Genomic DNA, 22,409 nt, shown 5'->3' with positions numbered 1-22,409 from the left:
TTAACTGGCAACTCTCAACTGTCAACTCTTGGCATCGGTTCTTTAGATCCGTTTAATGAATAAGTATATATACTGATTGTTTCTGCTTGAAAAGTAAACTTTGATGTTGTTTTGACGCATCTTTCAGGACACCTTGCTAATATTCCTAATAACGGTCTGGGTCATATTGAGTGAGTGACCACCGGGATCATACTGAATGTAAAACTACACTGAACCACGAGACATAAAGAACACACAAACAACGCAAACTTACTAACCTTCTTACCTTTTTGCGATTACTTCCAGTAGATTGACCGAGAGCTTGCGATGAAACATTACAGAGACGAATGGATTCAGGAATGGTGTATGGAAAATGGTTGGACAGACTTGTTCTGTGAACGGTCTGGCAACTATTGGGCGTTCCCCCCCGGTGCAGTGATGCCTGAACCGGTTCCCCTTAAAGTCTTAAGATTGATTAAAGAGCAAAAAGGACTCTGTTTAGAAGAAAGAGTCTTGTTGTGGGTGTTGTTTCTGGGCTCGATTGGTGGAATTGTTTCGACCTTCGTTTCCCATTGTCCCATGCCTTTGGTGCTGGTTTTCGCTTTGGGTGCGATCGCCATTCCCCTAATGGATGATGAGCCATAATCAATCCCGTTCCCCCCAAAACTCAAACACCCTCCTCTACAGGAGGGTGTTCTATTGAGTGACTGGCTAATTGAGTGACCCGCTAAAACTGTCGAGTGGTCAAACTCTCCAGCGTGAACTACCCCACCCTGCCTAGGCGCGAGGATGGAGCTTCCTGATTCAATGGGAAGTGCTTTCCATACCGAAATATAGCGAGTCTTATCTTTCAGACCCAGGCAGAAGTCCTAGTTCCTAAGACCCAAATTTTCTCTTGCAACACAGCCCTTTTTAGCTTAGTTTTCGCTTTGGGGGTTAGTGGTCAAGATATATTTATCTTAGCATGGATTTGCTGTCGCTCAGTATATTGCTGGGTTGCTATCCATCCCCTCCCTGCAAGCGAGGAAGGGGAATTCCGCAACATTTTTGTTAAAGATCCCCGCCATTGAAGGCCAACAAGAAAATCACGACCGGACCAGCAATCATGATCAAGGCTACGAAAGTTAGCTGAAAGATTAATTCCCAGTTAACGCTACCAACTGCACTTGTGATAAAGTCCATTGTTTTACTCTTATTACCCGACCCAAATGAATATACAAAAAAATTCACTCTACATACTACACGGGCAGGGGACATTTTTTCAGGAACGATACAAAACTATACAATACAGATAAGTCTTAGGGAGGGTGTGCCAAAATTCGTCCTTGTTATGATATTATGGAAAGCTTTATTTTTCCCGGACTTGTTCTATGGCAACTTGGCATTGTATTGAACACTGTGGGGCTTGTTGTCATTTGGATCCGACTGATCGCCCTGACCTCCCCGATTATCTCACTCCAGAGGAACTCGAACTCTATATGAGTTTAGTGGGAGAGGATGGCTGGTGCATTCACTATGATAAAACATCGCGTCAATGCCGGATTTATGATCAACGTCCTTCCTTTTGCCGAGTGACTCCAGAAAAATTTACAGAAATGTATGGGGTGATTCCCTCGGAATTTAATCAATTTGCCACAGAGTGCTGTCGCCAACAAATTTTAGGAGTCTATGGCGAAAATAGCCCAGAAATGAGACACTATGAACAAACCCTGATAGAGGAGTCAACGGCTTGTCCTAAATCCTTCCTGGAAGCAAAACGGTTAAAACACCGTTGAGCGGAAAAAAAAATCCCATGCCACTTCAGGGAAAATGACATGGGAGAGCTATCAGGGTGCATCTACCATTCCCTTTTCCTGTAAAGAGGGAAGGATATCCGGAAAAGTCAGAAAAAATTTATGGCGGATTACGATGCTCTCTTTAATCAAATTGCTGAGTTAGTGGAACAACACTCTCCGAGTGGCGTAGAAGGGGAAATTGATCAGTTTCTCGTGCAACGTTTACAGGGGTTAGGGGTGGAGTATGGGCAAGATCAAGCGGGGAATATTATCCTCAAAATTCCCGGTCGTGAGGCAGAAAGAGCGATCGCCATTACCGCCCATAAGGACGAAATCGGGGCAATTGTCAAGGGGATAGATAACAAAGGACGGTTAAGAATTCGTAACCTAGGGGGATCTTTTCCTTGGGTGTATGGCGAGGGCGTTGTGGATATTTTAGGCGATCGCACTACCCTGTCCGGAATCCTCTCCTTTGGCTCCCGTCACGTCTCCCACGAGTCCCCCCAAAAAGCCCAACAAGACAAAAATCCCCTCCGTTGGCAAGATGTCTGGGTGGAAACCAAACGCACCCCCGGCGAACTCCAAAAAGCCGGAGTGCGTCCGGGAACCCGTGTTGTGGTGGGCAAACACCGAAAACAGCCCTTTCGCCTCCACAACTACATCGCCAGTTACACCCTCGATAACAAAGCCTCCCTCGCTATCTTACTCGCTCTAGCCCAACGAATTAGCCACCCCAAACCCACCGTTTACCTCGTCGCTTCCGCCAAAGAAGAAGTCGGCGCGTTAGGTGCGCTCTACTTCAGCCAAAATCATCGCCTAGATGCCCTGATTGCCCTAGAAATTTGTCCCCTCGCCCCAGAATATCCCATCCTCGACGGTGCTATTCCCGTGATTCTCTCCCAAGATGGTTATGGCATCTATGACGAAGGATTAAATCAAGAACTTGCCCGGGCTGCCCAATTGGCCAATATTTCCTATCAATTCGCCGCCATTAGCGGTTTTGGCAGTGATGCCTCCATTGCGATGAAATTTGGTCACGTTGCCCGCGCTGCCTGTTTAGGATTTCCCACAGAAAACACCCACGGCTACGAAATCGCGCACCTTGGGGCAATTGCAGGCTGTATTGATATTTTGGCGCGCTACATTGAGGGCCTAGGGAACGAGGAATAGGGAATAGGGAATGGGGAATAAGTCTTAATTCCTCGTCTCCCTTTCTCTCCCTCTCCCCCCGACTCCCGACTCCCCTGTTTCCTGTTCACCGTTTCCTGTTCCCTTGACTTCCAACGTTGAGTCTTAACTTGTCAGGATTGGGTAATAGGTTGGCTATATTAACTTCCGTATCCTTGCATTACATTCCGTAAATACGATGAGACGAAACCAAGACTTTGATCCCATAATAAAAGAGTCAGAAGTTATAAAAAACGATTAGGAGAGCCATGAATACTTTAAACTTCCTCGCAGAATTGAACGATGCAGAAAAAGGATGGGGGTTGTGGGTTGATAAGGATCATGTGAATCAGTTCCACGTTGGTCAGTATGCTTTTGAAAATGACCGTTTACCTAAGAGTTTTATCCATGTTGGCAGTTTGGACAGCTTGGCGCACAAACGGCAATACTACATTCTTCACAACAATTCCGTTGATAAAAATGAAGAAGTTTTAAGCCAAGAATGGGCAGAAGATGTCCTCTCACATTTGGATCTTGGCTAGACTGGTTATTTAGTGTTAACGATTGTTAATTCTTGTTCGTGATTATTAGCATCAGCGAGTTTAGTCCTGTATTTGTGTGTGATGTTTACAGTAGGGGCTGAACTCGCTTGTTGTTCTGAGCGAGGGCTTGCTGAAGACAAATTAAATGGGTATTAGCAAGCCCTAGTCTAAACTCCGGGTCTGACAAGTCGGACAAAAATGAGAGGAACGCCCGGATATTTTCATCCGTTGAATGGGAGTCTGACAGACTAAACAGGGTTGTTCTGTGCGACCGTAGACCCAAGCGGAATCGCCGTAATTGCCCCGGACTCCTAACAAGTTGAGGAAGTCACTAAACGTCGTGCCGCCCCGTTCAATGGCTCGGTTTAAGACGGCTATAATGGCTTGGTGGAGGGCGTTGACTTGTTGGGGGGTGAGGGTAGAGGCGATCGCATCCGGTCGAATCCGACTCTGAAATAACACCTCATCGGCGTAGATATTCCCCAGACCCGCCACCACCTTCTGATCCAACAACACCCCCTTAATCGGCCCCCGTCGTTTCGCCAACTGTTCCCCCAACCCCTCCACCGTAAACTGTTCACTCAAAGGCTCTACCCCCAAACGAGTGAGGCCTGTAATCACCTCAGCAGGCTCCTGAAGGGGCGAAACCCACCAAATCCGGCCGAAAGTTCGGATATCAATAAAACGCAACTCCTGACCCCCAGCAAAAAACAGACGCAACCTTGTATGTTTCCCCAAAGGTTCATCCCGTTTGACCCAAAATAACTGACCCGTCATGCGCAAATGTACCCCTAACCAACCCCCCGCTTTCCCTTGGGGGGTGGTCAATTGCGCCAGTAAATACTTCCCTCGTCTTTCCCAAGAGGCGATCGCACATCCCCCAACCCCTCCCAGAAAATCCGCCACAGAAAAAGGGTAGGCAAGCGTTGGCTGATGCAACACCTCCCCACCCTCAATCCTTTGGTGCAGAGTCAATTGATTTAGACCCTGACGAACTGTTTCAACTTCTGGTAATTCAGGCACTCTGGATTTTTCAGCTTAAGCCTTTGCTTTCTTCTCCGGGGCCGCTTCCACCACTTCTAGCTCATGTTCAGCATAGTTATTGGTGTTCAGCCCGGAAGGACTGCCACTGAATCCAGTGTAGTTGACTTTATCAAAACGCACGATGACCGGATAGATAATGCCACTTTTATCAACACTAGCAACCGTGCCGACATCTTGATACCAGTAAGACTCCTTTCTTAAGATTCTTACCTTATCACCGCGTTTAACCATTGATATTATTCTCCCTTAATGATCTAGATTTAAGGGTACTATCCCAAGGTGGTTCTCTGCTCTCCTTTTGTTTTAAGTTTTATGAACCTCAGACCCACTCCTGCCAGCCTAAACGGACAAAATGCGCCTCTCGTCCCCACATATCCATCGTCGGGAAAATCTCTTGCAGCGTTAGATTAAACGGAATCGCCGTCGTTAGGTATTTTTGCGCCAAGCGACCCAAATCCGGGGAAATATGAACCGCCGTCAGAGAAGCTAATCCCAACCCCAAAACCTGTTCAATCGGATTACGCGGCAGCAGGAAATAAGTCCCCAACATCATCCCGGCCCCCACCATCATCATCACAGAAACATTAGTACCACAACGAGGATGTACCGCTAAATCCCATTCTCCCCCCTGCATCCGTTTTAAAGCCATTTGTACCGCACGACGCAAATCAACCGGATTCACCTCTCCGTAGAGATAAAACCCTTGGTCTGTGGAGAGTCCCCCCAGAGCCTGATTATCTTGGGACTGTTTCCCCTGAGTCCCTTCCGTCTCACTCAGTACCCAAACCGTCCCATGTTCTAAAGCGTGAACTTGACGCAACATGAGGATTTCCCGTAAACCGGGCAAGAAAAAAAACTGTTGCAGTAAATCCGTATCTTGGTGGGGATAGGGAGTCGCGGGGGCAAAATCCCACAACTTACTGAAATCAAAGCTTACAGATTCAGTCATAGTTGTTTCAAGGTGTTGTCTAGTGGAAAATTACTCTTTGTCCTAAGCTATCACGCTTTTTTCTGACTGGTGAGTGACCTCGTTGACCTGTGGGAAATACTTATGGAATTTTACGGATTGTAGCAATCTGGTCTTGTAGAGACGGTTACTACCTCCGAAAAAACCACAGAAATTGATGCAAACTAGATACAAATGCTGGACAACTTCATCAATTCTTTAAACGAATTGCTGATATTTTATTGTTTTCAATAAATCTAGCCAAACCGCTTGCACTCCAGAAGTCTCTACCCATAGGATAAGGTATCACGATCAGCCCTTAAACGGGAAAAGATGATATTAGCTTGATTTATTTAAGGCGTTAGATTCAGGTGTTCTGCTCATGAAACTCACACAAACTTCAGACTACATCCCACCCTTTTCTCACTCCAATTATACTAAAGCCCATTATAATAAGGCTAATTCTAATCCGTTTAAGTCTAGCCAATCTACTGGTTATTCTGCGGCAAAAGGTTCTATAGCAAAAGAGCCTTTTACTAACCAAATGGATGTAGAATCCTGTGAGGCTAATATTGAGCAAGTCGCCCAACGTTCTCAAGCGATTATCCTAGACTACTTTCAGCAACAAGCTAAATCTTCCCCCTCGGAAAAGATTATCGAAGAATTTGTAAACTTATTCATTGAAGATATCCCGTTTAATAAAAATCTAGAACAAGCTTTTTACGATTTGATTGTGATTAACTTGCAGGAACAATTTCGCCAAGTTTTGCTGCAATGTTATTATACCTTAATTAAAGAATTTTTACTGCGTAACGAATATCAAAATATTCCGATTCTCGTTGAGAGTTTAGCCGAAAGCCGCCTACAAAATCGCTCCCTTTCCATGGTCAAGCGTAGACTAACTGAATGGCGCAAATGCTTTTTAGCCAGTCCAGATTATCAAAAGTTAGTGTTTTTAGCAAACTGGTATACCCGAAGATATGAAGACACTTGGAGCCGACGGTATGCCTATTATATCTTTTTGGATCAGTCTCTTAACTCAGGCAGTTCCGAACTAGAACGGGACTGCGCCCGGATTTTAGCGCGACGAATTCATAAAAAATATAAGTTTAAACTGGCTATTTATCTGGCTCATTTAGATGTTCCCAATGCTGGGCGTTCTTCCTATAACCCGACTAAACTCAACCGCAACAGCTTACAACTGATTCAAAAGGTTTTGGTGAAACAAAAAAGCTTTAACTACCAAAGTTTAGCTAATATTTTTCTCAAGCAGACTCAGGGTTTACCGTTCAAAGACTTTAAAAATAGTTTACTTAAATATTTGGGAGTAGCTCTAGGAGATGAGCAAGTTTCTGGTTGGTTAATTAAAGCCAAACTCGCCAAACAAATTGAACCCCTTTACACCCATTATGATGATGTGCCTTGGGATGCTGGCTTACTTTTGAGAACTTGTAAGCGGGTTCTCGCCTACTTATTGAATCCTCCCGATGATCCCGAAGCGAATCACCCTTGCAATGTTCTCACCCGTCGGAATCATTATCTCACCCTGACGGTTTTAGTGTTAAAAATCCTCTTGATTTGCCCCAATAGTTATCAAGACATGATCACCTACATCTCCGCTTTAATCCAACGGTATCAAGGAGAACCTGTAGAAAAGTGTCAATGGTTGATTAACTTCCTCGAAACCTTAACGGTGGTTTTAACCATTGCTTCGGCTCAAAATGCGGATGCTCTAGAGGGTCACAGTGGTTTGCCTTGTTCAGAGGATAGAATCGTTAATGATTTAGTCGCTGTGGCTTGATTTTTGCTCAAGTGCGCACTTTAGGGAATAGGCAAGAGGCAAGAGGGGAAGAATTAAGCATGAAACGGCTTAAACCCAAGGATTGAACCTCCCCTCGCTGAAAGCGAGGGATTCCCATATAGACTCTTATCTAGACCAAAGTCCCGGACAGAACGCCATGACTGGGCTGTTTGACCACGGGCGCACCGACCGCAGTTAATCCACGCTGTTTTACTACCGACTCCATCACAGAGTTGATGGGCTAACTTGAAATGGTAATCCTTTCTTCTGTTGGCTACGGCTTCATGTAATAGAGCGATCCGATGCTGTAGTTTCTGCCATGTATTAGAACCTTTGTTTTTATTCCTAAGCCTTCTTTGTAGTAATTTAATCTTACGCCCTGCTTTATCTAAAAACTTCGGTCTAGGAAGAATCAAACCGTCGATAAAATCGACGGTCTTCTTCCGACGATCAAGATAACGCCGAAGATGGGGCCTCCTGCCCAACGAAAAGCATTCGTTAGTCTACAATGGCCGTGAACTACCCCACCCTGCCTAGGCGCGAGGATGGAGCTTCCTGATTCAATGGGAAGTGCTTTCTATACCGAAATATAGCGAGTCTTATCTTCCCTCCCCAGGCAGAAGTCCTAGTTCCTAAGACCCAAATTTTCTCTTGCAACACAGCCCTTTTTAGCTTGGTTTTCGCTTTGGGAGTTAGTGGTCAAGTCCATCCGGTCCCTGCAAGCGAGGAAGGGGAATTCCGCAACATTTTTGTTAAATTATTGATGTTTAAGCCTAAGCCGATCAAGCCATGAAAACGCGCATTTTTTTCCTATTACTCCTAACACTGTTTGGGGGGTATCCTGCCCTTGTCCAAGCAGAATCCCTAGAAGTGGCTCAACAAACGGCGGAGGAAACCTGCCGACAAGCTAACCGAATGCTAGATATCTTTTCCCGTCCTTCTGTTGATCAAGATAGTGAAACCCTCGCTACTTTGAATCCTGGCACCAAGTTACGCATTGTCAACACCGGAGAAAGGGGTTGGGTCGCGGTGGAAGCGCCGAGACGGGGTTTTGTGATTGCCCGTTATTTAACCACCTGTTCGGCAACAGTGGTGACGCCCCCTCAATCCCAACCCCAACCCCAACCTCGCCCCCAAACGCCTGCTACTCCCCCCACCACGACTCAACCGACTGCTCCCGTAACGCTTAGTCGTCCGGGTTCTCCTCTCCCGGCCACGGCTGGAAGTTGTCGTCAGGCGCTGTTAGGGTTATCCGTGCGTTCTCGTCCTGATGGGACATTGGGGGCTATTAGTGGGGTTCAACAAGGTCAGCGTGTGACCCTTACGGGGGAAACGTTTACCGATAGTGAAGGGCGTATTTGGTTACAAATCTCCTCTCCCCAATCCGGTTGGATTTCCGGCGGTCGGGGTGGTTGGATGAATGTCATTCCTTGTCCCTAGTCTCGGATAAGTTATTGTTCACTGTTCACTGTTTACTGTGTATTTTTTGCTGTTCACTGGTCAATGTTCATTGAGCAAGACATCATCCTATGACAGAAGAACCGGAACAAAAGCCAGATCCCTCTCCAGCGTCTGGGGGTGTGGCGGTCAAAATCGCTGATTATTTTGACTTTACGGGTTTACAGACCAACTTTCGCACGGAAATTTTAGCGGGGGTGACTACCTTTGTCACGATGGCCTATATTTTGGCTGTTAATCCGGGGATTCTCTCGGCCGCGATTTATTTGGAAGAGTCGGGGGACTTGTTTGGGGAGTTGGTGATTGCTACGGCTCTTTCGGCGGCGATCGCAACTTTTATCATGGGACTCTATGGTAAATTCCCCTTTGCCCTCGCCCCCGGTATGGGATTAAACGCCTACTTTGCCTATTCCGTGGTCATTGGCTTAGGCATTAGTTGGCGGGTAGCATTAGGTGCCGTTTTGATTGAGGGGATTATTTTTATCATCCTCAGTCTATTTAACGTCCGCACCCTAATTGTGGCCATGATTCCCGACTGTATCCGACACGCCACCGCCGCCGGGATTGGCTTATTTATTGCCTATATTGCCCTCTCCGGCAACCCAGAAACCGGAGGGGCGGGGCTAATCGTTGCCAATCCTGCCACCCTCACCGGATTAGGGGATTTAAGCAACCCCAAAACCCTAATGGCCGTTGTGGGGATTTTCCTGACCTCAGCTTTTCTCGCCCGTCGGATTAAAGGGGCGCTGCTGTGGGGTATTTTAGCCACCGCCATCCTAGGCTGGATTTTGGGCATTGCCCCCCCACCTCAAGGCCTCGTCGGTTTACCTCAACTCCCAGTTGATCTGGTGGGGCAGGCGTTTGTGGGGATTGGGGAAATGACCCGCAGTAATGGGTTTGAACTGTTTACAGTGATTTTTGTCTTTCTGTTTGTAGACTTGTTCGACACCGTAGGCACTTTAACCGGATTAGGGGTTAAAGCGGGTTACATTGAGGAAAATGGCGAATTTCCCCGAGTGGATCGAGCGTTCATGGCTGATGCTGTGGGGACCACAGCCGGGGCGATTCTCGGCACCTCCACTGTCACCAGTTACATTGAATCGGCGGCCGGGGTATCGGAAGGGGGGCGCAGTGGTTTCACGGCGGTAGTGACAGGGATTTTATTTGTTTTGGCGCTGTTTTTTATTCCCCTGTTGCAAGCGATTCCGGGTTTTGCTACGGCTCCTGCTTTATTGATTGTGGGGGTATTAATGGCGGGGAGTGTCACCCATATCCGTTGGCAAGATCCGGCGGAGTCGATTCCGGCTTTTCTGACTATTGTGATTATGCCCTTGAGTTATTCCATTGCCGAAGGTTTGGCGGTGGGGTTAATTGCTTATCCGGTGATTAAGTCGTTTCAGGGCAAGTTCCATGAAACGAAGATTGGGATGTGGATCTTGGCGGTGTTGTTTATCCTCAAGTTTGCTCTGGCATAATCTGCCAATTCTGAACAGGTAGGACTTGCGGAATAAGTCCGAGAGTTGGGGAGTCGGGAGTCGGGAAAAGGCAATAGTCAAGAGTTTTGGCTATTCCCCTGCTCCCCCTCTCCCCTGTTCCCTAGCCCCACCAGCAGAGTTATTCAGGAAGCCCTAATTAGTATATTTTCAAAAACCGTTAGGGGAACATCATATTGTTCGGCACTACGACACCGATGATTTAGCTGAGGATAGTAATGCTACACCGTTGATTAATTTTGCCAGTATTAACCGCTCTGTCGTTGGATTTTCCGAGAGATTCATGTCTCTATCTCAATATGTCCGATATTCTTCTTGGCTTGATCTTGGTGCTGAGTCGTACTTCTTCCGTGAGTCGTACTTCTCCAGTATTTCCTGACCTTCTACAATTTTCGGAAAGGCAAAATCTCCCGGAGAAAGAGTAATGGCCGCGAGTAGATCAATAGCTCTTGCATGATCGTGATATAGGTGGCCATACCGTCCATACCACCCTTCTGCTAATCTTTGCTCTAAAAATTCCTTTCCCTCGCCTTCTAACAAAATTTTCGTTATTTGGTTTGGATCGCTGGTGTCAAGAGACATATATCCGCGATAAGTCTGCCACTTAATCATTTTGCTTTCTTCCGCGATTTTCTTTTATCTACGTTTCAACACCTCATAGGCATTATACAGTATTTCAACATCACGCTTTAAGGAGAGAGAGATTTGAGTTATGTTTCAATACCTCATAGGCATTATACAGCATTTCAACTCCGGTTTAATGTTGTGCGGGCTTCCGGGGACTCTCGTTTCAATACCTCATAGGCATTATACAGCATTTCAACGCTCCTGCCCTCGCCGGGGGCGGAACTGTCCCGGCTGTTTCAATACCTCATAGGCATTATACAGCATTTCAACATAATCGCGACCACCGTCAGAGAACAAATAGGGGGTTTCAATACCTCATAGGCATTATACAGCATTTCAACTCGCAACGCGACTGGATTCGACAAGTGATTGATCCCGATTTTGTTTCAATACCTCATAGGCATTATACAGCATTTCAACATTACATCATTAGAGCGTTTATGTGTTTGGGCAAAGTTTCAATACCTCATAGGCATTATACAGCATTTCAACCAGAAGAGTTCATTTATCCCCGTAATTATCGCAATGTTTCAATACCTCATAGGCATTATACAGCATTTCAACGAGGGGCGTATGGGAACGTTTCCGTACACTCTGTTTCAATACCTCATAGGCATTATACAGCATTTCAACTCAGCCAGGCTTGCTGTGTCATTCCCCTGAATTGTTTCAATACCTCATAGGCATTATACAGCATTTCAACGCTGGATGTAATCCCGATAATTTTCGGTCTTCTTTTACGTTTCAATACCTCATAGGCATTATACAGCATTTCAACTTTCCCTTTATAATTTTTGCCTGCTTTCTCGCTTTGTTTCAATACCTCATAGGCATTATACAGCATTTCAACGAACAACAAGCGCCCCATCATGAGCGACATCCGGGTTTCAATACCTCATAGGCATTATACAGCATTTCAACGGCTGTACTAATCCGTGCCACCCACCCGGCCGAAGGTTTCAATACCTCATAGGCATTATACAGCATTTCAACTTGCTGTTCAGGTTCTTTGACGACGAAGTGTACCGTTTCAATACCTCATAGGCATTATACAGCATTTCAACTAATGCGGGGGATTTCAATGGGGACTCGTTTAATAGTTTCAATACCTCATAGGCATTATACAGCATTTCAACGAACTCGCAGAAGGGAGCGGGCTTGATGAGCAGTTTCAATACCTCATAGGCATTATACAGCATTTCAACCTAAGTATAGGCCTTACAGTTTGGCTAAGTTTCGCTTGGTTTCAATACCTCATAGGCATTATACAGCATTTCAACAGGGATGCCATGTATTTTTAATTCAGCATATTTTGTTTCAATACCTCATAGGCATTATACAGCATTTCAACATGGGTAACTACTCATGGCTTGAACCCATACTGTAAGTTTCAATACCTCATAGGCATTATACAGCATTTCAACACTAGGTTTGAATCCTAGCGATCGCTTTGCCCAAGTTTCAATACCTCATAGGCATTATACAGCATTTCAACAAGTACTTGCCGGCCCGGCAAGACGTCTCCGTACGAGTTTCAATACCTCATAGGCATTATACAGCATTTCAACAATTTACTGAGTTAAAAAATAATGCCTACTAATTATAGAGTTTCAATACCTCATAGGCATTATACAGCATTTCAACTTTCAATCGTGAAGTCGGTTAAAGAGATTGATGTGATTGGTTTCAATACCTCATAGGCATTATACAGCATTTCAACAAACCCTCTCCCAGTAAGGGTTTAAGCTTCCTTGTTTCAATACCTCATAGGCATTATACAGCATTTCAACATCAACAAGTTGCACGTTGACTGGAGACGATGATGTTTCAATACCTCATAGGCATTATACAGCATTTCAACTTTCTTCTTAAAGAGCTTGCAGGACAGATCATCAGTTTCAATACCTCATAGGCATTATACAGCATTTCAACTCAAGTAGTCAATCTCTACTTGAAGGCATTCAAGTTTCAATACCTCATAGGCATTATACAGCATTTCAACTAGCAACCGGATAAATACAACTGAGTTTTTCTTTTCGTTTCAATACCTCATAGGCATTATACAGCATTTCAACGGGGATTGTCTCCCCCCCCATCCTTGCACATATTGTTTCAATACCTCATAGGCATTATACAGCATTTCAACGGTAATCCTTGCGCAGCCCACCCAAGGCAGTACAAGTTTCAATACCTCATAGGCATTATACAGCATTTCAACTACAGAGTCGCTCAGTTTGTGGCGTGGATTGCCTTCGGGTGGGTTTCAATACCTCATAGGCATTATACAGCATTTCAACTAAGCTGGCATCAGCAGAGGGAAAACTTGCCAAGGTTTCAATACCTCATAGGCATTATACAGCATTTCAACCCCCCGAGTCGCCAAAATATCGGAGCGTGCTTACTACGTTTCAATACCTCATAGGCATTATACAGCATTTCAACTTACCGACTCTGGAGCAAGCGCACTCCGAGCGGAAAACGGTTTCAATACCTCATAGGCATTATACAGCATTTCAACTCGCACCTGATGCACCCATCCCCGAGGGAAAAATCGTTTCAATACCTCATAGGCATTATACAGCATTTCAACTCTCCACAACGGGGCAAGATGCGGAATCACTGGCTTGGGTTTCAATACCTCATAGGCATTATACAGCATTTCAACTTTGGCTTGGGCGGCGCGTTGCACCGCTTGGGCGTTTCAATACCTCATAGGCATTATACAGCATTTCAACCGGGTGTTTTTTCCTCATGCTGTCTTCTTTTCAATGTTTCAATACCTCATAGGCATTATACAGCATTTCAACCCCGGCTTGAAACGCTGCTGCCGCCTGTTTCTCAGTTTCAATACCTCATAGGCATTATACAGCATTTCAACAGGACACACGGGGAAAGACCTTCAAGGTGCAATGATGGGGTTTCAATACCTCATAGGCATTATACAGCATTTCAACTGGCCGCATACTGGTCAATATTTGTAGCTGAGTTTCAATACCTCATAGGCATTATACAGCATTTCAACTACCGATTATGCTCTTTACATTTCGTTGGGTATTGTTTCAATACCTCATAGGCATTATACAGCATTTCAACTGGCATGATTTCTCCTCCTGTAGGTGTTGCTTGTTTCAATACCTCATAGGCATTATACAGCATTTCAACCTATCCATCGGATGTGGTTCTCCCCTTGTTTCGTTTCAATACCTCATAGGCATTATACAGCATTTCAACACGGGGGATGATTCTGTACCAGAACGGAGTCCTGGTTTCAATACCTCATAGGCATTATACAGCATTTCAACTGGGTCTAAGGTTTATTGGTGTTGGGTTGGTCTGTTTCAATACCTCATAGGCATTATACAGCATTTCAACTTTAGCACAAGCGTGTTTTCATTCAACCCATCAGCGTTTCAATACCTCATAGGCATTATACAGCATTTCAACGTCGTGATCAACATTACGTTGATCCGAGCGACATAAGACAGATTAGTTTCAATACCTCATAGGCATTATACAGCATTTCAACGGTTATCCCAGTCCGGGGTCTGCTGGTGAGGCTGTTTCAATACCTCATAGGCATTATACAGCATTTCAACGCGGCCTCTTAGGCAGTTTTGCCCCCGGGCCTGAACCCGTTTCAATACCTCATAGGCATTATACAGCATTTCAACTCGATGTTATTGTCACATGGGACTAATAATAAAAGTTTCAATACCTCATAGGCATTATACAGCATTTCAACACCCGTAATCCTTAAGAAGGTCTGTCACCCATCGAAAGTCAGTTTCAATACCTCATAGGCATTATACAGCATTTCAACTTTTGTCAGATCCTAAGTTTGCCGCATCTGTTTTGTTTCAATACCTCATAGGCATTATACAGCATTTCAACCTTAATCGGCGTGTTATAAATTCTCCCTGACTTCTCCTCGTTTCAATACCTCATAGGCATTATACAGCATTTCAACAAATTTACAAGAGTGCTATCTCTCGGATAGCAGTTTCCAGTTTCAATACCTCATAGGCATTATACAGCATTTCAACTTAACCGCTTCCTCCGTCTCTTTCCGCCCTTCTGGCTGGAAGGTTTCAATACCTCATAGGCATTATACAGCATTTCAACGCAGCCATCACAATGGTTGCTCCTAGCCTTGTTTGTTTCAATACCTCATAGGCATTATACAGCATTTCAACCATTTTTTTTGAGAGAAGATAGTTATCTAAAGGAGTTTCAATACCTCATAGGCATTATACAGCATTTCAACGTATCGTAGCGCGAACTGCCTAGTAGGTAATCTGTTTCAATACCTCATAGGCATTATACAGCATTTCAACACTATACGGGGCGGGAGTTCTAACCTTAAATACAGAGTTTCAATACCTCATAGGCATTATACAGCATTTCAACCGAGAGGCGATCGCCCTTCGCCTTCCCCACTACCGTTTCAATACCTCATAGGCATTATACAGCATTTCAACTCCGTCGCGGGATTTCAGGGCGGCTGGACAGGTTTCAATACCTCATAGGCATTATACAGCATTTCAACTTTCATAGGTAGAGATGGGTAACTAAGCATGGGTTCATTGTGTTTCAATACCTCATAGGCATTATACAGCATTTCAACGGCTTCATCGGCGTTGGCTTCCTCTAAAAGCCTGTTTCAATACCTCATAGGCATTATACAGCATTTCAACCATAGAACGCCCGTACTTCTCCTTTGGTAGTTTCGGTTTCAATACCTCATAGGCATTATACAGCATTTCAACAACATAGCCATCAACACTAATCATCCTAAACACAGTTTCAATACCTCATAGGCATTATACAGCATTTCAACACAACGACAAAAGAATCTGGCACGAACCCAAAGGTGCGTTTCAATACCTCATAGGCATTATACAGCATTTCAACCCAACGCAGCCATACAGGAGACTGCCCTCAACGCGTTTCAATACCTCATAGGCATTATACAGCATTTCAACTCATCTTGGACACCCTGTCCTCATTGATTCGGTAGGTTTCAATACCTCATAGGCATTATACAGCATTTCAACTCTTGGCTACTAAGTCCTGGTGTGGTTTCGTCAGTTTCAATACCTCATAGGCATTATACAGCATTTCAACAGAGCCGGGGGACTGGAAAACTACGTCAGAATTACGTTTCAATACCTCATAGGCATTATACAGCATTTCAACCAAAACTGACCCCTTACTCAATGACAGCAACTTACCCGTTTCAATACCTCATAGGCATTATACAGCATTTCAACTGCGGCAGCCTGAAAGCGTTACTCTATCTGGTTTTCCCGCTTGACTTGCGCGACACCCACCCCAAAACTATAACACAGCCTCCCAGCAAAAGCAAGAAACGGCTGAAACCCTTGCCCTGTAAGGTGCGCGACACCCTCAACTTGACCACCCCCATCAAACCCAATCCCCCCAAGCCTTTCAGCCGAATCTGTCCAAAGCCAAAAAAAAACACCTACCCCGTCGCGCAAATTGGGGGAAATCCCCTCATCGTGGGATAGGGTAGGGTGAAAAGATCAGTCCCTAATCCTCTGTACTGAGGATTTGAGGGACTCGGAAAAAATCCCCCTCTTGTTCCGGTGCTTCTTGTAGCATCTTCTCCCGGTCTTCCATCGTCCTTAAAGTATCCGGCCGAGTGACGTTGCTAATCTCAATAGCGCGAGTCGTGGGAGGAACGTTGTCCGTGTCTAATTCTTCGAGTTGCTCGAAATAGTCCAAAATGCTGCTCAATTGTTGGGTAAAAGCCGTTTCTTCCTCCGGTGTTAAGTCTAAACGGGCAAGATGAGCCACTTTATGGACTTGTTCGCGGTCTAACATGGTAATCGTGGGGTGATGAATACAATTGATAATTGATAGTTAAGGATGGATCATTAGAAAAATACATCCATTTCTGAGCGTCCACTGGTTTTAAGCCAGTTTTGGGCTTCAATGTAATTGTTGGGAGCAATGCGGATGGCCTGTTTCCAATACTCGGCCGCCCGGTCAAAAAGGGCTTCTCCTTCGTCTTCGTTGCCTGCTTCCTTCGCCCGTTCCCCTTGGTAATGATAAATTACGGCGATATTATTCAAGGCTTGGGGCATTTTGGGGTTGAGGTCAATGGCTTCATGATAAAATCCTAGGGCTTTCTCGTGTTCGCCGTTACTGGCATAAATCAAGCCCATGTTGTACAAAATATAACTGCGGTCGTTCGCGTCGTTTTCTAGTTTCAGGGCTTCTTGATAGTTTTCCAGCGCTTCGGCATATTCTCCGTCAGCTTGGGCGGACATCCCATCTCGGTAGTAGGCAAAAGCTTCTTTCGCTTGTTGATTGGTCGGCAGCATTTTCAGGATTAAGTCTGCCATGACGGTAAAGCTTTTATCTATAAAGTTATCGTTGCGTTGGGTGCGTGGCATGGTTTTTAAATAAGGTTTTGGTTAAATCATCGATTATTCATCCTAGCTTGTTTGGGCAAGTTTGAGTCAGTTTTTCACCGCAACATTAGTTCGTAGTTGCGCTTGAGCGCCAATTCCCCAGGCTCGTAGTTGCGCTTGGGCGCCATTCACCCCGCTAGGGCTTGCCGGAATTGTCCAGTATTACGGAGAGCATCGAGGAAGGCGAAAACGGCGGGGGAGTGGAGGGCATTTTTTAAGATGGAAGGCCCCAAGGTGCGGGAGAGGTAGTAGGGGAGACGACAGACTTGTAAGCCGCTTGGAATGGGGGCGGCGGCGAGACGGGGCAGGATGGCAGCGCCGAGGCCTTGCTGTACCATGCTGATCATGGTGGAGTCTTCCCGGATGCGGTAGGCGATGGTGAGGGGGATGGGGGATTGTTCGATACATTGCCCAGTGCGCAGACAGCAGGAGCCGGAGGCGGAGACGATGAGGGGATAACTGGCGAGTTCTTGCCAGTTGATTTGGTTGTCTTGGGGGGTGGCATGGGGGGGGAGGAGAATTATATAGTCGTCTTCGAGGAGTTCCCAGCTTTCGATGTCGTCGCCTACAATTACGTCTCCGATGGCGATATCTACTTCTTGCCGTCTGAGCAGTTTTTCAATGTCTTGTTGAGCATCGAATTCATAGATGGTGAGGGTAATTTGAGGATAGTGGCGGTGGAGGCGGGCGATCGCACTGGGTAAAATATTCGTCGCAACACTACGAAAGGCTGCGATTTTCACCTCTCCCCCTTCTAGTCCTTTGGCGTGATTGGCTTCATTGGCAATACTATCCAACAGGTCGAGAACTTGCCGCGCTTGTTGCAGAATATTGTAGCCAATGGGGGTGAGTTGCGCCCCGTGCCGCCCCCGTTTCAGCAGTTGTACGCCCAGTTCTTCTTCTAAGTTGGCGATCGCGTGACTAATGGTAGATTGCGACAATTCTAGCCGTAACGCCGCCGCGCTAAAGTTCCCTTCCTCTGCCACAGTGACAAAAGCCCGGAGTTGCGAGATTTTTAGGTTATAGGGATTGATTTTCTGCATACTTCTCCTAAGCGACCCAAGCCTACTGTTATTGTGGGAGGGGAATTTCTTTTTATCTATTAATTTTATCGATAGAACCTATCGATGTCATCTGTTGTATATTTAATTCTTCACTGGTTAGAGTGTTTATAGATTCCTAAACCGCAAGGGGAGCAGATGAATATGATGCCTGTAGCCACAACACAAAACTCTACAAATCTTGACTATTCTTTAGTTAAAAAAGACGCAAAAACCCCGAATAGAATTAATTTTGGTTCGATCCTTCATCAATTTTTCACAGATTTTGTTCAGTTTATGATTCAAAGTAATGAGCCGAGAATCATTGTTAAGAAAAATGCTCAAGGTGACGTTTTTTATCATGTTTATGACCCCCTGAGTCAAGAAAAAGACCAATTCACCTCTGAACAGGATGTCAGAGTCTGGTTAGAACAGCGTTATGCTCGTTAGAGTGTGGGGGAACAGGGAACGGGGAACAGGGAACGGGGAATAGGGAATAGGGAAGACTAATCAACTCCCGACACCCGATTCCCCGTTCCCTAACTAGACACCTTCTCCAACAAACTCCCCCGACACCAGTCATAATCTGACCCGACCTTAAACGTCACATACTCCACCCCATAAGCGCGCCAATATTGAATCACTTCCCCCGTTAGATGTTCTGTATCGTCAATCCGTTGTACTGTGCAACCAATGGGGAACTTCTGGGCAATGGCGAAATCCTGCCACTGTTTTAAGGTCTTGAGACGCTCCTTTTCCTCGTCTGTGAGTACTTCCCAAGCGGCCACTTTCAGATGAGGGTAACTCGTGGTGAGCGCCTCAACTTCCCGCCATGTTTTGGCCGACTGTAGGAATTGAGCCAATTCTAAAGGGCTTTGTAGTTCAAATTGAGGAATCGGTAAGGCGCTCATAGGGTAGGGGAGACGCTAGTGATAGCGTAAGACTGAGGAAAATATGAATCAACACTCCAAATTTAGCGAGTTTAGGAGAATTGCGCCAGAGTATTTTTCCCGAGGGGAGAGGATATCCTTGAGGGGGTGGGGCTTTGAGAGAACATTAAGTTTTTTGGTTGGAGGGGTCCCAGTCGGACTGGAAATTTCAAGGCACGACGAGATCCCGGTGCAATAAGTCACAAACTTCTTGATCACTGAGTTGGTGAAAATCCTCGTACCACGGACTGATACAGTAAAAAGGTTCTGGGGTGTCTAAATAGACTACATCATCAACTTCCCGTTGCAATTCCCGATAGACGACAAAGGGTAAGACGGGGACAGCAATGATAATCTGTTTAGGCTGTTGGGGCTTTAAGAGCGTTAAGGCCGCGTAAAGGGTGGATCCGGTGGCGACACCATCATCCACTAGGATTAGGGTCTGATTTTGGAAACAAGGCCAGGGGTGATTGCCACGATAAAGGCGATCGCGCCGATGTAATTCTTGCTCCTCGGTGGCTGTGATTTGGGCGATCGCATCAGATGAAATCCCATGAGACTCAATGACACTGGTATTCAAGACTTGCGCCCCCCCCAAACCAATCGCCCCCATCGCCAATTCCCGATTCCCCGGAGTCCCCAATTTTCGCACTAAACAGACCTCTAACGGGACCTGTAACGCTTGGGCGATTTCGTGGGCAACGGGAACCCCTCCCCTCGGCAGGGCTAACACCCAAACCCCTTGATTTGTCTCCGGTACAAAGAGTTCTGGATGGTGTTGTTTCAGTTTTTGCGCCAACAAAAACCCAGCTTGTTTTCGATCTTCTAACAGTTTCATCGGGCCTCCCTTTCTCTTTTGAGGCTTCTTCTTCCTATTGTAAAGGCAATCTAGCCCTCTTAAGCCGAGGGGAAATTCATTTTATACTGCCGACAAGCCCTTAAAAACCGTTGGGGCAATTCAGGATGACCGCCCCAGTGCAGATGAATATAGGAAGCGTGGACTTGGTGCATTTTCCAGCCTTCCGTCAGGATGGGACTGTTGGGGTGATAACTTTGGCTTGCCAAGAGGGGAGAGTGAGGGGAAACCGTGAGTTGAGAACGGTGGAACTCATGCCCCCAAAGGCTTTGACCACAAGTAAGGAGGGGGGTAGATTGAAGGGCGGTAATCTGACGATAGCCCAAGGTTAAACGCTGCCCCATTTGAGCCTCACTGGGCAATAAACCCACCATCGGCCAAGTTTCCCCCGCAAAGTTAGTAATACTCCGGCACAGGTACATTAAGCCCCCACATTCGGCATAGGTGGGCAAACCTTGGCGGAGGGTTTTCAGGAGGCCTTGCCGGAGAGTTTGATTGGCGGCCAGGGCTGGGGCGAAGACTTCGGGAAATCCCCCCCCGAGGTAAAGGCCTTGAATGTCGGGGGGCAGGTGGGCTTCTTCTAAGGGACTCCAAAAGACCAATTCCGCCCCCTGTTCTCTCAGTATGTCGAGATTATCAGGGTAATAGAAATTAAAAGCGCGATCGCGAGCAATGGCAATCCGAACCGGGGGAGTCGGGGGCGCGGGGGGTGTCGCTGGGGGAGATCCCGAGGGCTGGGTATCCGCCAGCAGGGGTAAGAGGGTAGACCACCGGAAAGCGGTTTGAGCGAGGGTGGCCAATTGGTCAAATAGGCGGTGCAGGTCGGTTAATTCATCCGTTGGGACTAGCCCCAGATGACGATCTGGGATGGTTAAAGCGTCCTGACGGTTTAAAATGCCCAAAATGGGAATGGAGAGGGGTTCTAGGGCATTTTCCAGCAGGGCTTGATGGCGGGGGCTAGCCACTCGATTGAGAATGAGTCCGGCAATCTTGACCTGGGGATCAAAGTTACAGTAACCTTGTGCGATCGCCGCAATGGAACCCGACAGGCGACTACAATCTAAGACCAACAGGACGGGAATCCTTAACAGTCGCGCAATGTGGGCGGTACTCCCATAGTCAGGCAACGTCAGGGGAACCCCATCAAATAACCCCATCACCCCCTCAATGAGGTTATACTTCACCCCTTGACTATGGCGAGCAAAACAGGCTTTTACATAGTCTTCAGACGTTAACACCGGGTCGAGGTTGCGACAGGGGCGACCTGTAATCAAACTATGAAACATGGGGTCAATATAATCGGGCCCCACCTTGAAAGATTGCACCTTCGCTTCTTGTTGCGCCAAAAAAGCCAGCATCGCCAGTGTGACAGTGGTTTTTCCCACCCCCGACCGTTCCCCTGCAATAATTAAGGCCATTGGGTTATACAGTAATCAGTGAACACTATTACTTTACCCCTCCTAGAAGGGATGGGGTTGTCCCGACAATCTTGATCAGAGTACAGGGAAAAAAAGTTCAGGAGTTGGGCGGAAAATCCGGCAATGGCTTGCTCAGACCTCAGCCTGCAATTCGCGGTAGAATAGGGAACGGGCAATCTAAGCAAGTATCAGGAGGTTGATTGATGACCGTTACTCAAACTACAGCGCAAGATTTATTTCGTTCGGCCTACGAGAATCGCTACACTTGGGATGCTAATTTTCCGGGCTATACCGCAGATATTACCTATAAACAGGATGACCAAGTTTTTCAGGGTCAGGTACGCGTGACGGCAGATCTCAAAGCGGAAGTCTCTGGGGTGGCCGATGAAGCCGCACAAAAGGCCATTCATGGTCAATTGTGGGAGATTGCCATTCACCGCATTCGTCGCACCTTTGAACAAACTCATGGCCAGAATACCTTTAGTTATGGGGAAACGAAACCCGATAGTTCTGTAGAGATTTTTGTCGGGGGGAAAAATGCAGGCGATCGCTATGAAGTGAAAAATAACGAGGTTTCCCTTGTCCACCGCCAGATTCACGGTGTTGTAGTCACCATTCATACCTTTAGCACCCATGACACTGGGGAAGGATATCTCTCCCACACCTATGACTCCATTTATCATGACCCCAAAACCGGGGAGCAAAAGGGCGGTTATAGCAAGTTTGAGGATGAGTATGAAAAGGTCGGGGATTATTTTATTCTCAATCGTCGTCTAATTGTGACAGAAACGGAAGGCCAAGTTTCTCAACAAGAGTTTATTTTCTCCAATTTTCAGTTTTTAGCATAACTGCCGAGAACCCCCCTATCGTAATCCCTCGATGCGATAGGGGATCAGT

The 22,409-nt window shown here is 46.2% G+C and carries 21 protein-coding genes and 1 CRISPR repeat array; of the genes, 9 read left to right on the top strand and 12 right to left on the bottom strand.

What is annotated here, in order from left to right; all coding sequences use genetic code 11:
• Positions 1-306: 306 nt before the first annotated feature.
• Positions 307-624, top strand: coding sequence for a slr1957 family protein (locus SPI9445_RS0101300; protein WP_026079441.1), 318 nt, complete (start codon positions 307-309; stop codon positions 622-624).
• Positions 625-1,029: 405 nt separating this feature from the next.
• Here the strand turns inward: SPI9445_RS0101300 and psb30 are convergent, their stop codons facing one another.
• Positions 1,030-1,161: a photosystem II reaction center protein Ycf12/Psb30 gene (psb30, locus tag SPI9445_RS0101295; protein ID WP_026079440.1), complete on the bottom strand. Its 132-nt coding sequence runs from the start codon at positions 1,159-1,161 to the stop codon at positions 1,030-1,032.
• A gap of 188 nt (positions 1,162-1,349) precedes the next feature.
• Here psb30 and SPI9445_RS0101290 point away from each other — a divergent pair, with 188 nt between their 5' ends.
• The 3 genes from SPI9445_RS0101290 to SPI9445_RS0101280 all read left to right on the top strand — a co-directional run bounded on the left by SPI9445_RS0101290 (position 1,350) and on the right by SPI9445_RS0101280 (position 3,463).
• Positions 1,350-1,754 (top strand): YkgJ family cysteine cluster protein, encoded by a 405-nt coding sequence (locus tag SPI9445_RS0101290; RefSeq protein ID WP_017302904.1) that lies wholly within the window; start codon positions 1,350-1,352, stop codon positions 1,752-1,754.
• Positions 1,755-1,874: 120 nt separating this feature from the next.
• A complete protein-coding gene (locus tag SPI9445_RS0101285; RefSeq protein WP_017302903.1) occupies positions 1,875-2,924 on the top strand; it encodes a M42 family metallopeptidase in 1,050 nt (349 codons plus the stop codon).
• 266 nt (positions 2,925-3,190) lie between these two features.
• Positions 3,191-3,463, top strand: a complete 273-nt coding sequence (locus SPI9445_RS0101280) for a hypothetical protein (protein ID WP_017302902.1) — start codon at positions 3,191-3,193, stop codon at positions 3,461-3,463.
• A 162-nt stretch (positions 3,464-3,625) separates the two neighbouring features.
• Here SPI9445_RS0101280 and SPI9445_RS0101275 read toward each other — a convergent pair whose 3' ends face one another.
• The 3 genes from SPI9445_RS0101275 to SPI9445_RS0101265 all read right to left on the bottom strand — a co-directional run bounded on the left by SPI9445_RS0101275 (position 3,626) and on the right by SPI9445_RS0101265 (position 5,456).
• Entirely contained in the window at positions 3,626-4,486 is an 861-nt protein-coding gene (locus SPI9445_RS0101275; protein ID WP_017302901.1) for a DNA-formamidopyrimidine glycosylase, read from the bottom strand.
• 15 nt (positions 4,487-4,501) lie between these two features.
• Complete coding sequence (locus tag SPI9445_RS0101270; RefSeq protein ID WP_017302900.1) at positions 4,502-4,738, bottom strand: photosystem I reaction center subunit IV; 237 nt, start codon at positions 4,736-4,738, stop codon at positions 4,502-4,504.
• An 88-nt stretch (positions 4,739-4,826) separates the two neighbouring features.
• Positions 4,827-5,456: a DUF6391 domain-containing protein gene (locus tag SPI9445_RS0101265; protein WP_017302899.1), complete on the bottom strand. Its 630-nt coding sequence runs from the start codon at positions 5,454-5,456 to the stop codon at positions 4,827-4,829.
• Positions 5,457-5,835: 379 nt separating this feature from the next.
• On the opposite strand from SPI9445_RS0101265, the gene SPI9445_RS0101260 reads away from it, so the two are divergent.
• Positions 5,836-7,254 (top strand): hypothetical protein, encoded by a 1,419-nt coding sequence (locus SPI9445_RS0101260; RefSeq protein ID WP_017302898.1) that lies wholly within the window; start codon positions 5,836-5,838, stop codon positions 7,252-7,254.
• A 53-nt stretch (positions 7,255-7,307) separates the two neighbouring features.
• Here the strand turns inward: SPI9445_RS0101260 and SPI9445_RS29710 are convergent, their stop codons facing one another.
• On the bottom strand, positions 7,308-7,670 hold the full coding sequence (locus SPI9445_RS29710; RefSeq protein WP_071525248.1) for a transposase: 363 nt from the start codon (positions 7,668-7,670) through the stop codon (positions 7,308-7,310).
• Between the two features lie 373 nt (positions 7,671-8,043).
• Between SPI9445_RS29710 and SPI9445_RS0101255 the strand changes: the two genes are divergently transcribed.
• Both SPI9445_RS0101255 and SPI9445_RS0101250 read left to right on the top strand, forming a co-directional pair.
• Entirely contained in the window at positions 8,044-8,694 is a 651-nt protein-coding gene (locus SPI9445_RS0101255) for an SH3 domain-containing protein (RefSeq protein ID WP_017302897.1), read from the top strand.
• Between the two features lie 89 nt (positions 8,695-8,783).
• The gene (locus SPI9445_RS0101250) at positions 8,784-10,187 is read left to right on the top strand and encodes an NCS2 family permease (RefSeq protein ID WP_017302896.1); all 1,404 of its coding nucleotides are present in this window, start codon (positions 8,784-8,786) and stop codon (positions 10,185-10,187) included.
• A gap of 312 nt (positions 10,188-10,499) precedes the next feature.
• Here the strand turns inward: SPI9445_RS0101250 and SPI9445_RS0101245 are convergent, their stop codons facing one another.
• From SPI9445_RS0101245 to SPI9445_RS0101225, 4 genes are all read right to left on the bottom strand, one after another.
• Positions 10,500-10,817, bottom strand: a complete 318-nt coding sequence (locus tag SPI9445_RS0101245) for a hypothetical protein (protein ID WP_017302895.1) — start codon at positions 10,815-10,817, stop codon at positions 10,500-10,502.
• A 32-nt stretch (positions 10,818-10,849) separates the two neighbouring features.
• Positions 10,850-16,102: a CRISPR direct-repeat array (repeat unit 37 nt; unit sequence GTTTCAATACCTCATAGGCATTATACAGCATTTCAAC).
• 280 nt (positions 16,103-16,382) lie between these two features.
• Entirely contained in the window at positions 16,383-16,676 is a 294-nt protein-coding gene (gatC, locus tag SPI9445_RS0101235; RefSeq protein ID WP_017302893.1) for an Asp-tRNA(Asn)/Glu-tRNA(Gln) amidotransferase subunit GatC, read from the bottom strand.
• Between the two features lie 53 nt (positions 16,677-16,729).
• The gene (locus SPI9445_RS0101230; protein ID WP_017302892.1) at positions 16,730-17,251 is read right to left on the bottom strand and encodes a photosystem I assembly protein Ycf3; all 522 of its coding nucleotides are present in this window, start codon (positions 17,249-17,251) and stop codon (positions 16,730-16,732) included.
• 146 nt (positions 17,252-17,397) lie between these two features.
• Positions 17,398-18,312: a LysR family transcriptional regulator gene (locus tag SPI9445_RS0101225; RefSeq protein ID WP_017302891.1), complete on the bottom strand. Its 915-nt coding sequence runs from the start codon at positions 18,310-18,312 to the stop codon at positions 17,398-17,400.
• A gap of 162 nt (positions 18,313-18,474) precedes the next feature.
• Between SPI9445_RS0101225 and SPI9445_RS23870 the strand changes: the two genes are divergently transcribed.
• Complete coding sequence (locus tag SPI9445_RS23870) at positions 18,475-18,759, top strand: hypothetical protein (RefSeq protein ID WP_164674444.1); 285 nt, start codon at positions 18,475-18,477, stop codon at positions 18,757-18,759.
• 89 nt (positions 18,760-18,848) lie between these two features.
• Here SPI9445_RS23870 and SPI9445_RS0101215 read toward each other — a convergent pair whose 3' ends face one another.
• From SPI9445_RS0101215 to SPI9445_RS0101205, 3 genes are all read right to left on the bottom strand, one after another.
• The gene (locus SPI9445_RS0101215; protein WP_017302889.1) at positions 18,849-19,220 is read right to left on the bottom strand and encodes a hypothetical protein; all 372 of its coding nucleotides are present in this window, start codon (positions 19,218-19,220) and stop codon (positions 18,849-18,851) included.
• 187 nt (positions 19,221-19,407) lie between these two features.
• Positions 19,408-20,076, bottom strand: a complete 669-nt coding sequence (locus SPI9445_RS0101210; RefSeq protein WP_017302888.1) for a phosphoribosyltransferase — start codon at positions 20,074-20,076, stop codon at positions 19,408-19,410.
• A 59-nt stretch (positions 20,077-20,135) separates the two neighbouring features.
• Entirely contained in the window at positions 20,136-21,512 is a 1,377-nt protein-coding gene (locus tag SPI9445_RS0101205) for a cobyrinic acid a,c-diamide synthase CobB (protein WP_017302887.1), read from the bottom strand.
• Between the two features lie 203 nt (positions 21,513-21,715).
• Here SPI9445_RS0101205 and SPI9445_RS0101200 point away from each other — a divergent pair, with 203 nt between their 5' ends.
• Entirely contained in the window at positions 21,716-22,360 is a 645-nt protein-coding gene (locus SPI9445_RS0101200; RefSeq protein ID WP_017302886.1) for a DUF3386 domain-containing protein, read from the top strand.
• Positions 22,361-22,409: the final 49 nt, after the last annotated feature.

The sequence above is a fragment of the Spirulina subsalsa PCC 9445 genome, assembly GCF_000314005.1.
Lineage (GTDB): Bacteria > Cyanobacteriota > Cyanobacteriia > Cyanobacteriales > Spirulinaceae > Spirulina_A > Spirulina_A subsalsa.
Note: the sequence above shows the minus strand (reverse complement) of the source record. Positions and strands in the feature narration are given on the sequence as shown.

Bases quoted from the DNA above. Each gene is read 5' to 3' on its own strand.
- SPI9445_RS23870 (WP_164674444.1), top strand. From the start codon at position 18,475: ATGATGCCTGTAGCCACAACACAAAACTCTACAAATCTTGACTATTCT.
- gatC (WP_017302893.1), bottom strand. From the start codon at position 16,676: ATGTTAGACCGCGAACAAGTCCATAAAGTGGCTCATCTTGCCCGTTTA.
- SPI9445_RS0101205 (WP_017302887.1), bottom strand. From the start codon at position 21,512: ATGGCCTTAATTATTGCAGGGGAACGGTCGGGGGTGGGAAAAACCACT.
- SPI9445_RS0101255 (WP_017302897.1), top strand. From the start codon at position 8,044: ATGAAAACGCGCATTTTTTTCCTATTACTCCTAACACTGTTTGGGGGG.
- SPI9445_RS0101215 (WP_017302889.1), bottom strand. From the start codon at position 19,220: ATGAGCGCCTTACCGATTCCTCAATTTGAACTACAAAGCCCTTTAGAA.
- SPI9445_RS0101280 (WP_017302902.1), top strand. From the start codon at position 3,191: ATGAATACTTTAAACTTCCTCGCAGAATTGAACGATGCAGAAAAAGGA.
- SPI9445_RS0101265 (WP_017302899.1), bottom strand. From the start codon at position 5,456: ATGACTGAATCTGTAAGCTTTGATTTCAGTAAGTTGTGGGATTTTGCC.
- SPI9445_RS0101260 (WP_017302898.1), top strand. From the start codon at position 5,836: ATGAAACTCACACAAACTTCAGACTACATCCCACCCTTTTCTCACTCC.
- SPI9445_RS0101300 (WP_026079441.1), top strand. From the start codon at position 307: ATGAAACATTACAGAGACGAATGGATTCAGGAATGGTGTATGGAAAAT.
- SPI9445_RS0101250 (WP_017302896.1), top strand. From the start codon at position 8,784: ATGACAGAAGAACCGGAACAAAAGCCAGATCCCTCTCCAGCGTCTGGG.
- SPI9445_RS0101210 (WP_017302888.1), bottom strand. From the start codon at position 20,076: ATGAAACTGTTAGAAGATCGAAAACAAGCTGGGTTTTTGTTGGCGCAA.
- SPI9445_RS0101270 (WP_017302900.1), bottom strand. From the start codon at position 4,738: ATGGTTAAACGCGGTGATAAGGTAAGAATCTTAAGAAAGGAGTCTTAC.
- SPI9445_RS0101230 (WP_017302892.1), bottom strand. From the start codon at position 17,251: ATGCCACGCACCCAACGCAACGATAACTTTATAGATAAAAGCTTTACC.
- SPI9445_RS0101290 (WP_017302904.1), top strand. From the start codon at position 1,350: ATGGCAACTTGGCATTGTATTGAACACTGTGGGGCTTGTTGTCATTTG.
- SPI9445_RS0101200 (WP_017302886.1), top strand. From the start codon at position 21,716: ATGACCGTTACTCAAACTACAGCGCAAGATTTATTTCGTTCGGCCTAC.
- SPI9445_RS0101225 (WP_017302891.1), bottom strand. From the start codon at position 18,312: ATGCAGAAAATCAATCCCTATAACCTAAAAATCTCGCAACTCCGGGCT.
- SPI9445_RS0101285 (WP_017302903.1), top strand. From the start codon at position 1,875: ATGGCGGATTACGATGCTCTCTTTAATCAAATTGCTGAGTTAGTGGAA.
- psb30 (WP_026079440.1), bottom strand. From the start codon at position 1,161: ATGGACTTTATCACAAGTGCAGTTGGTAGCGTTAACTGGGAATTAATC.
- SPI9445_RS0101245 (WP_017302895.1), bottom strand. From the start codon at position 10,817: ATGATTAAGTGGCAGACTTATCGCGGATATATGTCTCTTGACACCAGC.